The sequence below is a fragment of the Williamsia herbipolensis genome, from assembly GCF_000964005.1.
Classification (GTDB): Bacteria; Actinomycetota; Actinomycetes; order Mycobacteriales; family Mycobacteriaceae; genus Williamsia_A; species Williamsia_A herbipolensis.
Window position 1 is genome coordinate 41,008 of sequence record NZ_JXYP01000014.1, and the last position, 14,659, is coordinate 55,666.

At 70.3% G+C, this 14,659-nt stretch carries 14 protein-coding genes; 8 read left to right on the top strand and 6 right to left on the bottom strand.

Annotated elements, in window-relative coordinates; all coding sequences use genetic code 11:
- Positions 1–17 precede the first annotated feature (17 nt).
- Positions 18–905 carry a 16S rRNA (cytidine(1402)-2'-O)-methyltransferase gene (gene rsmI / locus TU34_RS06050; RefSeq protein ID WP_045821966.1) on the top strand — a complete coding sequence of 296 codons (888 nt, stop codon included), beginning with the start codon at positions 18–20 and terminating at the stop codon, positions 903–905.
- 10 nt (positions 906–915) lie between these two features.
- On the opposite strand, the gene TU34_RS06055 is transcribed toward rsmI, so the two are convergent.
- From TU34_RS06055 to TU34_RS06080, 6 genes are all read right to left on the bottom strand, one after another.
- The gene (locus TU34_RS06055) at positions 916–2,115 is read right to left on the bottom strand and encodes an aminodeoxychorismate synthase component I (RefSeq protein ID WP_082079929.1); all 1,200 of its coding nucleotides are present in this window, start codon (positions 2,113–2,115) and stop codon (positions 916–918) included.
- Between the two features lies 1 nt (position 2,116).
- Positions 2,117–3,667: a methionine--tRNA ligase gene (gene metG / locus TU34_RS06060; protein ID WP_045821967.1), complete on the bottom strand. Its 1,551-nt coding sequence runs from the start codon at positions 3,665–3,667 to the stop codon at positions 2,117–2,119.
- A 34-nt stretch (positions 3,668–3,701) separates the two neighbouring features.
- Positions 3,702–4,613 (bottom strand): alpha/beta fold hydrolase, encoded by a 912-nt coding sequence (locus TU34_RS06065; protein ID WP_045821968.1) that lies wholly within the window; start codon positions 4,611–4,613, stop codon positions 3,702–3,704.
- Positions 4,614–4,631: 18 nt separating this feature from the next.
- On the bottom strand, positions 4,632–5,717 hold the full coding sequence (locus tag TU34_RS06070; RefSeq protein WP_052688776.1) for a glycerophosphodiester phosphodiesterase family protein: 1,086 nt from the start codon (positions 5,715–5,717) through the stop codon (positions 4,632–4,634).
- A gap of 71 nt (positions 5,718–5,788) precedes the next feature.
- Positions 5,789–6,283: a GNAT family N-acetyltransferase gene (locus tag TU34_RS06075; protein ID WP_045821969.1), complete on the bottom strand. Its 495-nt coding sequence runs from the start codon at positions 6,281–6,283 to the stop codon at positions 5,789–5,791.
- Positions 6,284–6,331: 48 nt separating this feature from the next.
- Positions 6,332–6,919 (bottom strand): LGFP repeat-containing protein, encoded by a 588-nt coding sequence (locus TU34_RS06080; protein WP_045821970.1) that lies wholly within the window; start codon positions 6,917–6,919, stop codon positions 6,332–6,334.
- A gap of 185 nt (positions 6,920–7,104) precedes the next feature.
- Here TU34_RS06080 and TU34_RS06085 point away from each other — a divergent pair, with 185 nt between their 5' ends.
- The 7 genes from TU34_RS06085 to TU34_RS06115 all read left to right on the top strand — a co-directional run bounded on the left by TU34_RS06085 (position 7,105) and on the right by TU34_RS06115 (position 14,650).
- The gene (locus tag TU34_RS06085; RefSeq protein WP_045821971.1) at positions 7,105–7,944 is read left to right on the top strand and encodes a PhzF family phenazine biosynthesis protein; all 840 of its coding nucleotides are present in this window, start codon (positions 7,105–7,107) and stop codon (positions 7,942–7,944) included.
- Entirely contained in the window at positions 7,893–8,789 is an 897-nt protein-coding gene (locus TU34_RS06090; RefSeq protein WP_045821972.1) for a TatD family hydrolase, read from the top strand. Before TU34_RS06085 ends, TU34_RS06090 begins: the two co-directional genes overlap by 52 nt.
- 71 nt (positions 8,790–8,860) lie before the next feature.
- A complete protein-coding gene (locus TU34_RS06095) occupies positions 8,861–9,982 on the top strand; it encodes a resuscitation-promoting factor (RefSeq protein WP_238981189.1) in 1,122 nt (373 codons plus the stop codon).
- Positions 9,946–10,866, top strand: a complete 921-nt coding sequence (rsmA, locus tag TU34_RS06100) for a 16S rRNA (adenine(1518)-N(6)/adenine(1519)-N(6))-dimethyltransferase RsmA (RefSeq protein WP_045822229.1) — start codon at positions 9,946–9,948, stop codon at positions 10,864–10,866. The genes TU34_RS06095 and rsmA overlap by 37 nt, the downstream gene beginning before the upstream one ends.
- An 11-nt stretch (positions 10,867–10,877) precedes the next feature.
- The gene (locus tag TU34_RS06105; RefSeq protein WP_045821973.1) at positions 10,878–11,822 is read left to right on the top strand and encodes a 4-(cytidine 5'-diphospho)-2-C-methyl-D-erythritol kinase; all 945 of its coding nucleotides are present in this window, start codon (positions 10,878–10,880) and stop codon (positions 11,820–11,822) included.
- A complete protein-coding gene (locus tag TU34_RS06110; RefSeq protein WP_045821974.1) occupies positions 11,819–13,627 on the top strand; it encodes an ABC-F family ATP-binding cassette domain-containing protein in 1,809 nt (602 codons plus the stop codon). The genes TU34_RS06105 and TU34_RS06110 overlap by 4 nt, the downstream gene beginning before the upstream one ends.
- 12 nt (positions 13,628–13,639) lie before the next feature.
- Complete coding sequence (locus TU34_RS06115; RefSeq protein ID WP_045821975.1) at positions 13,640–14,650, top strand: enoyl-CoA hydratase/isomerase family protein; 1,011 nt, start codon at positions 13,640–13,642, stop codon at positions 14,648–14,650.
- The last annotated feature ends 9 nt before the right edge of the window (positions 14,651–14,659 follow it).

Sequence of the window (14,659 nt, forward strand, 5' to 3'; positions counted from 1 at the left end):
TCGTAGGCTGTGCGGTGATGACGACGACGGATGACGCAGCGCACGAACGGTCCGATACCGGACAGACGTCTCGAAACGGGCGCGGTGTGTTGATCCTGGCGGCGACTCCGATGGGTCAGCCCGGCGACGCCTCCCAGCGGCTGCGCGACGCGCTGCACTCCGCCGACGTGGTCGCCGCCGAGGACACCCGTCGGACGCGGTCGCTGGCCGCCGCTCTCGGGGTCGAGATCACCGGACGCATCGTCAGCTACTACGACCAGGTGGAGGCCCAGCGCACGCCGGGACTGCTCGCCGACATCGACAACGGCCTCACCGTGCTGCTGGTCACCGACGCGGGCATGCCGTCGGTGAGCGATCCCGGGTACCGGTTGGTGCTGGCGTGCGCGCAGGCCGACCTGCCCATCACGTGCCTTCCGGGTCCGTCGGCGGTGACGACCGCGCTCGCGCTGTCGGCGCTGCCGGTCGAACGGTTCTGCTTCGACGGGTTCGCGCCCCGCAAGTCCGGTGCGCGTAAGTCGTGGCTGGCCGAACTGGTCGACCAGCCGCGCACGGTCGTCTTCTTCGAGTCCCCCCATCGGCTCGCCGACTGCCTCGACGACGCCGTCGAGGTGCTGGGCCCGACCCGTCGCGCCGCGGTGTGTCGGGAGCTGACCAAGACCTACGAGGAGGTCCGGCGCGGCCCGATGGCCGAACTCGCCCGGTGGGCGCACGACGGCGTGCGCGGGGAGATCACCGTCGTGATCGAGGGCGCTCAACCGGTGGTGGCCGATCTGGAGACCCTCGTCGACGCGGTGGAGGCACTCGTCGCCGACGGCGCGCGACTCAAGGACGCGTGCGCCGAGATCGCCGCGCGCGGTGGTGCCGGCAAACGCGAGCTGTATCAGGCGGCGTTGGCCCGGCGGTGACCGGCGGCGGTCAGCCGCCGACGTGGCGCAGGCCCACGATGCTCGCGGCCTTGTCGAGGCATTCCTGCCACTCCCGGTCGGGGTCGGAGTCGATGGTGATGCCGCCGCCGACGCCGAGCTGCATCGAGTTGTCCGGGGCGATCTCGACGGTGCGGATGGCGACGTTGAGATCGAGATCGCCGTCGGGTGCGACGACGCCGATCGCGCCGCAGTAGACGCCGCGGGCGTCTGTTTCCCACCGTCGCAGCAACTCTCGCGCGCGCACCTTGGGTGCCCCGGTCACCGACCCCGGCGGGAACGTCGCGTCGAGCAGTTGCGTCGTGCCCACCGCGGAGGTCACCCGCGCGGCGACGCTGGACACGAGATGCCAGACCCCCGGTGCCGGCCTGGTCACCAACAGTTCCGGCACCGTCACCGATCCCGCGACGGCCACGCGTCCGAGGTCGTTGCGGACGAGGTCGACGATCATGATGTTCTCGGCGACGTCCTTGACCGAGGTGAGCAGCGCGGCCGGATCGGTCGAGGCGGGGACGGTGCCCTTGATGGGACTCGACACGACGTCCTCACCCGTGCGCCGCAGGAAGGTCTCCGGGGAGAACGACACCACCGAGCCCCACCCGCCGGAGAGGAACGCCGCCTTGCGCGGAGCCAGCGCCGCGATGCCCGTGCGCGCCACATCGATCGCCGCACCGCGCAGGTCGCCGCGATAGCGCGTGCAGACACACGCCTGGTAGACCTCGCCGGCCCTGATCGCGGCCAGGCAGGCGCCGATGGCCTCGTCGTGCGGCTCGCGTGGGGGAGCGGTCCACGAGGCCGTCCACGGCCGGGGTGGATCGGCGGCGGGATTCGGGGTGAGACACGCGCGAATCCAGTCGGGGCAGGGTGTTCCGGTGATCGTCCGATAGGCCCACCGGTCGTCATCGTGCACGAGCACCCCGTCGGTCACGCCTCCGACGGCCGCGGGCAGGGCGGCCTCGGCGACGCGGTCGGGGAACGACACGTGGCCGAACCACCATCCGTGCGGTCGATCCGGCGGCGCGACCCCCGCGTCGAGACGGATCGAGGGTGCGATCACCGCGGCGTGGCCCAGCCAGTCGCCGATCACCGCGGCGGGCCCGGGCCGACCCGCGAGCCGCGTCGCGTCGTCGAGTCGACCGAGCACGTCGACCGGAGCGGGCCCGGGACCGAGGTCCTCGGCCGCGTGGGTCACGTCAGCTCTTGGTGTCGTACCGGGGGAACACCGGCGACGGCGCGGGCAACGTGACACCCGCGGCGAGGCGGTCGGCGATCGAGGCGAAGGTGCGCGACTCGGCGTCGACGGCGAGGAGATCGAGGATCTTCCCGGTGGCGTCGGGCATGACCGGCTGGGCGAGCAGCGCGACGATGCGCACCACCTCGGCGCACACCCACAGCACGGTTCCGGCGCGGTCGAGATCGACCTTCACCAGCTTCCATGGCTCCTGCGCCGAGATGTAGCGGTTGGTCTCGGCGAGCACCTCCCACAGGGCTTCGAGCGCGAGATGCAGTGCCTGGTCATCGAACTCGGCGCGCACCTTCTCGAGCAGGCCGTCGGCTCGGGCGAGCAGCGCGGCGTCGTCGTCGGTGAGGGCACCGGGCGTCGGCACGGTGTGGTCGTAGTTCTTGCCGATCATCGACAGCGACCGCTGCGCCAGGTTGCCCAGCTCGTTGGACAGGTCGGCGTTGATGCGGGCGACGATCGCCTCGTGGCTGTAGGACCCGTCCTGCCCGTAGGACACCTCGCGCAGCAGGAAGTACCGCAGCGGGTCGAGGCCGTACTGCTCGACGAGGGTGTACGGATCGACGACGTTGCCCACCGACTTGGACATCTTCTCGCCCTTGTTGAACAGGAACCCGTGTGCGAACACACGTTTGGGCAGTTCGATGCCCGCGCTCATCAGGAACGCCGGCCAGTACACGCAGTGGAACCGGACGATGTCCTTGCCGATGATGTGCAGATCGGCGGGCCAGAACCGGGCGAACGCATCGGGGTCGGTGTCCGGGAAGCCCACGCCGGTCAGGTAGTTGGTGAGGGCATCGACCCACACGTACATCACGTGATCGGGATCGCCGGGCACCGGCACGCCCCAGTCGAACGTGGTGCGCGAGATCGACAGGTCGCGCAGGCCACCGCGCACGAAGCTCGCGACCTCGTTGCGCCGCGTCGCCGGTCCGATGAACTCCGGGTGCGACTCGTAGAGCTCGAGGAGCTTGTCCCCGTATGCCGACAGCCGGAAGAAGTAGCTCGATTCCTCGGTCCACTCCACCGGTGTCCCGGTCGCGGTGGCCGTGCGGCTGCCGTCGGGCGCCACGGTGAGTTCGTCGTCGGCGTAGTAGGCCTCGTCGCGCACCGAGTACCAGCCGCTGAACGTGTCGAGATAGATGTCGCCGTTGTCGGCCATCCGCTGCCAGATCGCCTGCGACGCCGTCGTGTGGTCGTCGTCGGTGGTGCGGATGAACCGGTCGAAGCTGCTGCCGAGTGCACGCTGCAGATCGCGGAATGCGGCGGCGTTGCGGTCGGCGAGGGCCCGGGTCTCGATGCCCTGCGCCGCCGCGGTCTGCTGCATCTTCTGCCCGTGCTCGTCGGTGCCGGTGAGGAAGTAGACGTCGAACCCGTCGAGCCGCTTGAACCGGGCGATCGCGTCGGCCGAGATGTACTCGTAGGCGTGCCCGATGTGCGGTACGCCGTTCGGGTAGGCGATCGCGGTGGTGATGTAGAACGGTGTCTTCGCTGCCGATGCCATGGTGGGGAGAGCTTATCGGTCCACCCGTGCGGGCTCAGGCGCGGCGGAAGTTGGCGAACAGCTCCGAGGTGATCTGAGGCCACAGCGGCTCGGGCAGATCGTGGCCCATGCCGTCGATGAGCACCAGCTTCGACCCCGTCACCGCGTGCGCGATGGCCTTGCCGCCCGAGGGCCGCATCAGGCCGTCGGCCTTGCCGTGGATGACCACGGTCGGCGCGGTGACCTTCCGGGCGTAGCGGCGCAGGCTGCCGCTGCCCATCACCGCGGTCATCTGCCGCATCACCCCGGCCGGGTTGTGCGACCGGTCGTGGTACTCGGTGGCCATCGCCAGGGCCTCGGCGTCGCTCAGCGGGTAGGCGGGGCTGCCGATGGTCTGCATCGCCTTCGCCGATCCGGCGATGTACTGCTCGCGGGTGGCGCCTTTGCCCGGACCCGAGATCAGCGCGAGGAGCTTGCGGGGATCGGGTGGTGGGAGCAGGGCCTGCAGCGTGCTGGAGAACAGGATCGCGAGGGAGAGAACGCGCTCGGGATACTTGCCGCCGACGACCTGCGCGATCATGCCGCCCATCGACGCCCCGACCACATGGGCGCGCTCGATGCCGAGATGGTCGAGGACCCCGATGGCGTCGGCGGCCATGTCCGGGACGGTGTAGGGCACCGAGCTCCCGATGCCCAACTCGGTCTTCACCATCCGCGCGATCATCGAACCGCCGACGCGGACGCCGTCGAGGTGGGTCGACAGACCGATGTCGCGGTTGTCGAAACGGATGACCCGCAGGCCCTCGGCGGCGAGCAGCTCGCAGAACCCCGACGGCCACATGGTGAGTTGCGCGGACAGGCCCATGATCAGCAGCACCGGCGGGGCGTCGAGGTCGCCGGCGTCCTCGTAGTAGATGTCGAGGTCGCCGACGCGAGCGGTTCCGGTGCGGGTGTCGTTCCGACTCATCCGACCGACGCTAGCGGCTCACCGAACCGGTCGCGGGAGCGGCAACCCCTTCGACGCCAGCACCGCGCGCAGGCGGTCGGGGTAGTCGGTGATGAGGCCGTCGACACCGAGGTCGATGAAGTGGGCCATCGTCGCCGGGTCGTCGACGGTCCAGGGGATCACCGCCAGGCCGACGCGATGGGCGTCGGCGACCATCCGGGCGTCGGGGTAGGGCACGAAGCCGGCGTCGCCGATGGCGCCGTCCTGCGGGGTGCCCTGCACCGGCGAGATGGCGGTGACGCCCGCGATCGCGCGGGCGGTGCGCACCAGGTCGCCGCCGAAGTCGTCGGCGTCGAGACCGCCGAGCCACGGTGAGCGTCCCGGTTGGCCGACCTGGAGGAAGTCCTTGTTGGTCAGGGCGATCAGGGGCAGTCGGGGGTCGAGTCGGTGCATGACCCGCAGTGCGCCCCAGTCGAAACTCTCGATGCTGATCTGGCGGGCGAGGCCCGACCGGGCGATCTCGTCGTGGACGCGACCGACGAACAGTTCGCGCGGTTGGGTCTGCTCGGGTGAACCGGCCTCGACCTTCGTCTCGATGTTCATCCGCACGCCGAACGCCCGACGCTCGTGGATGAGGTCGAACAGCTGGTGCAGTTCGAGGAGTTTCGCGCCGGGGACACGTCGCTGGTTCGGGAACTGCGGCAGCTGTCGGTAACCGCAGTCGAGAGTGCGGATCTGAGCGAGGGTGAGGTCGCGGATGTAACGGCCGACGTACGGGAACTGCGGGTCGCCGGGGGTCGCGGGCGCGGTGTCGCGGCACTTGTCGCCCGAGATCTGGCGATCGTGGGAGATCACCACCCGGAGATCGCGGGTGACCTGGGTGTCGAGTTCGAGTGTGGTCACGCCGAGTCGCATCGCGGTGTCGAACGCCTCGAGCGTGGACTCGGTCGTCAGCCCGATGCCACCGCGATGGGCCTGCAGGTCGACGGCGCGGCGGGGTTGTCCGTGGTCACCGGGCCGGGCGTCGGCGAGGCCCGCCGTCGACGACGCGATGGTCACCGTGACGAGCACCGCCGCGAGGAGGGTCGCGCGGCGTCGCGCGGCGCGGAGGCGAGGGGAGAACATGGGCGCCGACGCTAACGGCCTCCGGCCAACCCGACGCGAACCGGCGGTGACCACCGGGCGACACGCGATGGTCAGTGCCGTGTGCTCGGCACGGCCTTGCCGAAACAGCGACTCAGTGGACTGCTCGCGTACTCGCCGAACGCGTCGATCGGGGTGTAGCCGACGGCGATGTACAGCGCGATGGCCTCCGGCTGTCGGATGCCGGTCTCGAGCACCACGCTCGTCATACCGCGCTCGCCCGCGCGCTCCTCGAGGGCGGTGACCAGCCGGGCCGCGATCCCGCGGCGCCGACCGTCGACGTGCACGAACATCCGCTTGATCTCGCCGCGGCCGCCGCCGATGTCGCGGAGCCCGACGCAGCCGACACCCCGGCCGTCGAGTCGGGCGACGAAGTACTCCGCGCCGGCGACGACCGGGTCGGGGGAGTAGTCGGGGTAGCGCTCGTTGAGGTCGGCGACGCACGCGGTCAGCAGTGCGACGAGGTCGGGATCGGAGGGGTCGACGAGTCGATCGATCGTCACCGACCCCGTCGCGGCGTCGGGGTCACGGGCGTCACCAGATGTCATCGTGAGCCGACGCTACGCGGGTGCGTGATGACGATCGGCTCGGCGTGATCAGGGGAAGTAGATGACCCCGTTGGCGAACCGCTGCAGGAAGGTGTTGTTGCCCAGGCGGATCTCGTCGCTGACAGGGAGGCCGACGGCGGAGTTGACGCCGCCCTGCGCCCGCCACTTCGACAGGATCCCGCCCCAGATCTGGTGGGCACCGGTGTTCTGCGACCAATAGATGGTGCCGCCCTGGAAGATGCTGACCCGCGCGGATCCCTGCCCGAATTCGTTGGTGACCGGGTAGCCCAATGCGCCGTTCTCCCAGTTCAGCGACGCCCACTTGCCGCGGATGGCACCGCTGATCTGGTGGGCGCGCCCGTAATCGACGCCGGCGTTCCAGTAGAACGCGGTGTTCTTGGCGAACACCTGGAACCGCCCGTTGTTGCGTGCGCGGAGTTCGGTGCTGCGCGGTCCGCCCCATTTCTCGACGCCCCCCCTCTCGAAGTACGCCTGCTCGATCCGACCGCCGACATTGATGCCGTCGATGACCGTGTCCGCGGATGCGGCGCCCGCTCCCTGGCCGACCGCGGTCATCCCCGCGATCCCCGCCGCGGTCAGAACTGCTGCCCAGCGCTGCTTCGTCGTGGTCTTCATCGTGTTCTCCTCGGTTCTCGCATTCGGTCGGGATCGGTCGACCCCGCGGCGCGCGACGACCAGGTACGCCTACGTACCATCGCGTGCTTGTTCTCACTATCGGTGTGGGTGGCGATGCGTTACAGGCGCGGACACCGCGGGTGGTCGGGTCGGTCCGTTCGGCGGCGGAACGTAGGCTCGCAGCCATGGTGACCTCCCGTTCCTTCGCTCAGGTCGACGTCTTCGCATCGGGTCCGATCTCCGGGAATCCCGTCGCCGTGGTGCTCGACGCGCGGGGCCTCGACGACGACCAGATGGCCGCGTTCGCGCGCTGGACCAACCTCTCGGAGACGACGTTCGTGCTGCCACCGACCGACGTGGCCGCGGACTACCGGCTGCGGATCTTCACCCCCGGCGGCGAACTGCCGTTCGCGGGTCATCCGACGCTGGGATCGGCACATGCCTGGCTGGAGTCCGGGGGCCGCCCGCGCGCGGACGTGATCGTGCAGGAGTGCGGCGCCGGACTGATCGCGATCCGCCGCGACGGCGACCGGCTCGCGTTCGCCGCGCCCCCGCTGCGTCGATCGGGACCCGTGGACGCCGACGTGCTCGCCGAGATCCGCGCGGCGCTCGGACTCCATCCCTCCGATGTGGTGGCGTCGAACTGGGTCGACAACGGGCCCGGGTGGATCGGCCTGATGCTGACCTCGGGCGAACGTGTCCTCGAGGTGCGGCCCGATCACGCCGCCCTCGGTGACCACGAGGTCGGACTCATCGGGGCCTATCGCGGCGCGGGTCACGATGCCGACTACGAGGTGCGCGCCTTCGCCCCCGGCGACGGCGTTCCCGAGGATCCGGTGACCGGCAGCCTCAACGCCGGTTTCGCCACCTGGCTGCGCGCCACCGAGGAGATCCCGGCCCGCTACGTCGCGGCGCAGGGGACCGCGATGGGTCGCGCCGGGCGGGTGTTCGTCGACGACGACGGCACCGACATCTGGGTCGGTGGGGCCACTGTGTCCACCATCACCGGGACGGTCGACCTGTGAGCCGGTCGAAGCGTCGCGAGGCCCCGCCCGATCCCGAGCCGTTGAGCCCGCTGATCGACGCCCACACCCACCTCGCTGCGTGCGGTGGGCGCGATGCCGCAACGGTCGCGGCGATCCTCGACCGCGCCGAGGCCGTCGGGGTGCGCGGTGTCGTGACGGTGGCCGACGACATGGTCGACGCCCGGTGGGCCATCGCTGCCGCGGAATGGGACGACCGTGCCTGGGCCGCGACCGCGCTGCACCCGACCCACGCCGGCGACCTGAACGACGAGACGGCCGCGGAGCTGCGCGCGATGGCCGTGCATCCGCGGGTCGTCGCGGTGGGGGAGACGGGGCTCGACTACCACTGGCTCGACAAGTCCGACGACTGTGCGCCGAAATCCGTTCAGCACGAGTCGTTCCGATGGCACATCGACCTCGCCAAGGAGGTCGGCAAACCGCTGATGATCCACAACCGCGAGGCCGACCGCGACCTGCTCGACGTCCTCGCCGACGAGGGCGCCCCCGAGACGGTGATCATGCACTGCTTCTCCGGCGACGAGGCCATCGCGCGCGAGTGCGTCGAACGCGGGTACGTCCTGAGCTTCTCGGGCACCGTCAGCTTCGCCAACGCGGCGTCGTTGCAGGCCGCCGCCCGCGTGGTCCCCGACGAGCTCGTGCTCGTCGAGACCGACGCACCGTTCCTCACCCCGCATCCCTTCCGCGGGGCGCCGAACCAGTCGTACGTCCTGCCGTACACCGTGCGCGCACTCGCCGACATCCGCGGCACCGACGCGACCGAACTCGCGGCGCACCTCTACGACAACAGCCGCCGGGTCTACCGGTTGGCTTTGCCAGACCAGTAGGTCGCCGTTATCCTTCTGTGATCCTGCCGAGTCTCGCCGGATACCCGACGTCCCCGACAAGAAACTGACGTGTGTCTTTTTTAGCCAAGATCAACGATTCGAACTCCACAAAGGTGCGCGTCGCCGTCGCCGCCCTGCTCCTCACCCTTCTCGCGGGTGGCGTGATGGGTGTGGTCATGCACAAGACCGTGAAGATCGACGTCGACGGCAAGATCGTCACCGTCGCCACCATGCGTTCGTCGGTGGAGGACGTCCTCGCCGATCAGGGGTACGAGCCCGCCAACGGTGACCTCGTCAGCCCGAAGCCGTCGGCCGGCGTCGCCGACGGCCAGACCATCACGTTCCACCGCCTCAAGACCCTCGTGATCGACGTCGACGGCGCCAAGCGCGAGGTCAAGACCAATGCGGTCACCGTCGAGCAGGCGCTCGCGCAGGAGAACCTCGCGTCGCCGACGATCGACGTGCAGGCCCCGCGGACCGAGACGCTGCCGGTCGACGGAGCGGCCCTGTCGGTGACGCTGCCCAAGAAGGTCACCCTCGTCGACGCGACGAAGAAGTCGACCCCCGAGGTCGCCGCGAAGACCGTGGGCGAGCTGCTCGCCGACATGGGTGCGCCGCTGGCCGGCGACGACACCGTCGTCCCTGCCGCCGACACCGCGGTCACCGCGAACATGAACATCGCCGTCACCCGCATCCGGACCGAGCAGGTCGAGGCCACCGAGCCGCTGACCGCGCCGGACAAGGAGACCCCCGACCCCGAGCTCGTCAAGGACAAGCGTGAGGTGAAGGTCCCCGGCAAGCCCGGCACCCAGCAGGTGACGTACTCGGTCACCACCGTGAACGGCAAGGAGACCAAGCGGGTCAAGCTCGGCTCGCAGGAGCTCGAGCAGCCGGTCGCCGCGCAGGTCAACGTCGGCACCAAGCCCGGCGCCCCGTTCGTCCCGAACGGCTCGGTGTGGGATCAGCTGGTGCAGTGCGAGTCGACCGGCAACTGGGCCATCAACACCGGCAACGGTTTCTACGGCGGCGTGCAGTTCGACCAGAACACCTGGGACCGCTGGGGCGGCCAGGAGTACGCGCCGCGCGCCGACCTCGCCACCCGCGAGGAGCAGATCGCCGTCGCCGAGAAGACCCTCGCCGCCCAGGGGTGGGGCGCCTGGCCGTCGTGCTCGGCAAAATTGGGCCTGCGCTGAGCGACTCCCAGAACCCTCCCCGGCTGCTCGGACCGGTCCAGATCCGCGCACTCGCCGCCGAATTCGGGATCCGTCCCACCAAGACCCTCGGGCAGAACTTCGTCCATGACGCCAACACGGTGCGACGCATCGTGGCCGGCGCCGACGTGGGTCCGGACGACGAGGTCCTCGAGGTCGACCCCGGACTGGGTTCACTGACGCTGGCGCTGTTGGCCGTGGCCGGAGGTGTGACCGCGGTCGAGATCGATCCGGTGCTCGCCGGCGCGCTGCCCCGCACGATCGCCGACCACGCGCCCGCGCAGGCCGACCGCTTGACCGTCGTCGGTGCCGACGCCCTGACCGTCTCGGCCGACGACCTCCCGGTGCCGCCCACCGCGCTGGTCGCGAATCTGCCGTACAACGTGGCGGTCCCGGTGCTGCTGCACCTGCTCGCCGAACTCCCGCAGATCCGGACCGCCCTGGTGATGGTGCAACTCGAGGTCGCCGAGCGGCTGGCCGCCACACCCGGGGGACGCATCTACGGCGTCCCCAGCGTGAAGGCCCGGTTCTTCGGTGATGTCCGCCGCGCGGGCACCGTCGGTGCGGGTGTGTTCTGGCCCGAACCGAAGGTCGAGTCGGGGCTGGTGCGCGTCGATCGACGCGAGATGCCGTGGCCCACCGACGCCGTCACCCGCCGTCGGGTGTTCGCCGTCATCGACGCGGCCTTCGCCCAACGACGCAAGACACTGCGCGCCGCGCTGGCCGGCTGGGCCGGGTCGCCCACCGAGGCCGAGCGACGCCTGCGCGCCGCCGATATCGACCCGACGCTGCGCGGCGAACGGCTCGACGTCGCCGACTACGTGCGCCTGGCCGCCGTGGCAGGCGACCCGCCGCCGAACGACTAGGCTGAACAGTCGTGCTGTCTGTCGTCCCCCGGCCCGTTCGTGTGCGGGTACCCGCCAAGATCAACCTCCACCTCGGTGTCGGTGATCTCCGCGACGACGGCTACCACCAGCTCGAGACCGTCTTCCAGGCCGTGTCGCTGAGCGACGAGGTCACCGTCGCGCCCGCCGATCGCCGATCCATAACGGTGATCGGCGACAACGCGAACGCCGTCCCCACCGATCACACGAACCTGGCCTGGACCGCGATCGACGCACTGGCCGCCATGACCGGCCACCGCGGTGAGGTCGCCGTCGAGATCACCAAGGGCATCCCGGTCGCAGGGGGCATGGCCGGTGGCAGCGCCGACGCCGCCGCGGTGCTGGTGGGCCTGACCAGGTTGTGGCGCAGCGACATCGACCGCGACGACCTGTCGTCGGTGGCCGCCGGTATCGGCAGCGACGTCCCCTTCTCGTTGCGCGGTGGCACCGCCCTCGGGACCGGCCGCGGCGAACAGCTCGTCGGCGTGCTCTCGCGCGGATCGTTCCACTGGGTGATCGCGGTCGCCGGCGGCGGACTGTCGACGCCGGAGGTCTACCGCGAACTCGACCACCTGCGCGCGGGATCGGCGACCGGGGAACATCGCGCCGGCCCGCCCGACGAACTCCTGCAGGCCCTCGCCGCGGGCGACGCGCGCCGACTGGCGCCCGCCCTGTGCAACGACCTGCAACCGGCGGCCCTGTCGCTGATGCCCACGCTGCGCCGCACCCTGCGCGCGGGCACCGAGGCCGGCGCCCTGGCCGGCATCGTGTCCGGGTCGGGGCCGACATGTGCATTCCTGTGCGACGACGCCGACCACGCGGTCGACATCGCCGCCGAACTGGCCGGTGCCGGCGTCTGCCGTTCGGTCCGGATCGCGAGCGGTCCGGTCCCGGGCGCACGTGTGGTGCCCGACGAGACGATCGGAGACGACCGGTGAGCAACCTGGTCAACGCGGAGAAGATCAGCAAGAGCTTCGGGATCACCCCGCTGCTCGACTCGGTGAGTCTCGGTGTGCAGGAAGGTCAACGGATCGGCGTCGTCGGCCTCAACGGCGGCGGCAAGACCACGATGCTCGAGATCCTGGCCGGCATCACCGAGCCCGACTCGGGTCGCGTGTCGATCGCCGGCGGCGTCCGCATGGCGACGGTCACCCAGCGCGGCGTGCTGCCACCCGGGTCGACCGTCGGTGACGTGGTCCTCGGGCCGCTCGACGTCGCCGAACACGAGTGGGCGTCGGACGCACGTGTGCGCGCGGTGCTGGCGGGTATCGGTATCGACCGCCTCGACGGGGGACTCGACCGCAGCGTCGAGGAGCTGTCGGGCGGGCAGCGTCGCCGTGTCGCGCTCGCGGCGGCACTGGTGCAGGACCTCGACCTGCTGATCCTCGACGAGCCCACCAACCATCTCGACGTCGAGGGTGTGCAGTGGCTCGCCGACCACGTCGTGAACCGCCGCAGCGCGCTCGTCGTCGTCACCCACGACCGGTGGTTCCTCGACACCGTCGCCACGCGCACCTGGGAGGTCGCACACGGATCGGTGACGGAATACGAAGGCGGATACAACGACTGGATCTACGCGCGCGCCGAGCGGGGACGCCTCGCCGACGCCGCCGAGGAACGTCGCCGCAACCTCGCCCGCAAAGAACTCGCGTGGCTGCGCCGCGGGCCGCCGGCACGGACCTCGAAGCCGAAGTACCGCATCGAGGCCGCCGAGAAGTTGATCGCCGACGTCCCTCCCGTGCGCGACAGCGTGGCCCTGTCGACGTTCGCCAAGCGGCGGCTCGGCCGCGTCGTCATCGAACTCGAGGACGCCACCCTGCGCACACCCGATGACCGGGTGCTGGTCGAGAACCTCACCTGGCGACTGCAGCCCGGTGAGCGCATCGGTCTGGTCGGCATCAACGGCTCCGGGAAGACCACACTGCTGCGCGCGTTGGCCGGTGAGGTACCGGTCGACCCGGGCCGTCGCAAAGAGGGCACCACGGTGTCCATCGGCTGGCTGCGACAGGAACTCGACGATCTCCCCACCGACATGCGCGTGCTCGAGGCGGTCGAGGACGTGGCCGGGCGCATCACCATCGGCGCGGGCACCAAGCAGGAGAAGGAGATCTCGGCCGGCCAGCTCGCCGAGCGCCTCGGCTTCTCCCCGGCCCGACAGCGCACCCCGGTCGGCGACCTCTCCGGTGGCGAACGTCGTCGGCTGCAGCTGACCCGTGTGCTGATGGCGCAGCCCAACGTCCTGCTGCTCGACGAGCCCACCAACGATCTCGACATCGACACCCTGCAGCAGCTCGAGGACATCCTCGACGGCTGGGCCGGGACAATGGTCGTCATCAGTCACGATCGCTACCTCATCGAGCGGATCTGCGACAGCACCTGGGCGCTCTTCGGCGATGGCGGGCTCACCAACCTTCCCGGCGGCATCGAGTCGTACCTGCAGCGCCGCGCGCGCCAGGGCGACGGTGCCACCCCGGTCTCGTCGGTGGCGGGGCGATCGGATTCGCCTGCCGCGGCACCGGTTCGGGACGCCGGAGCCGAGCGCGACGCACAGAAGGCGATGAAGCGGCTCGAACGTCAGATCGCCAAGTTCGACGCCCGCGAGACCGAGCTGCACGGACTGCTCGCTGCCGCGGCGACCGACGCCGGCCGCCTCCGCGAACTCGACTCCGAGCTCACCTCGGTGGTGGCGGAGAAGGAAGCCGCCGAAACCGAGTGGATGGAACTCGCCGAACAGTGGGGCTAGTACGGTACGTGCATGTCCTACATTCGTAGCTCGGTCGCGAACGGGGTCGGCGAGATCGTCCTCGATCGGCCCAAGGCCCTGAATGCGCTCGATCAGACCATGATCGACGACATGACCGACGTCCTGCGACGGTGGGCCGACGACGACACCGTCGAGACCGTGCTGGTGACCTCGGGCAGCGAGCGGGCCTTCTGCGCCGGAGGTGACATCCGCGCCATCCGCGACAACGCACTCTCCGGCGACGCGGCGGCGATCACGAAGTACTTCGGATCCGAGTACGAACTCGACCAGCTCATCGCCGAGTACCCCAAGCCCTACATCACGCTCATCGACGGTGCGGCGATGGGCGGCGGCCTCGGGATCAGCGTGCACGGCGAGATCCGCGTCGTCACCGAGAAGGCCCTGATGGCCATGCCGGAGACCGCGATCGGCTTCTTCCCCGACATCGGCGCCACCTACTTCCTGCCACGTCTGCCCGCCGGAGTCGGGATGTGGCTGGGCCTCACCGGCGCCCGCGTCACCGGTTCCGACGCCGTGACCCTGGGCCTGGCAACGCATTACGTGCCCCGTGAGCGTCTCGGTGCGGTCGCCGACTCGATCCGGTCGGGTGCGCCGCTGGTCGAAGCGCTGGGGCTCGGTGTCGATGTCGACGCCGCCCACGACACCGATCTACCGCTCACCAAGATCGCCGAGTACTTCGGCGACAGCTCGGTTCCCGGGATCCTCGGCGGCCTGCGTGGCGCCGTGGGCGACGACTGGGCCGCGGAGATGGTGAGCCTGATGGCGGCAGGGTCGCCGACCAGCCTCCTGGTGACCGCCCGGCTCATCGAGCTCGGGGCCTCGTCGCTGCTCGACGAGTGCTTCGAGCGGGAGCTGCGCGCGGCCGAGAGGATCTGCGCCACCCCCGATTTCGCCGAGGGTGTGCGCGCGGTGCTCGTCGACAAGGACCGCGACCCCCACTTCAGTCCCGCCGAGGTCGATGCCGTCGACGTCGGTGAGATCGCACGTATCGTCGGCGACTGACGGGCGACT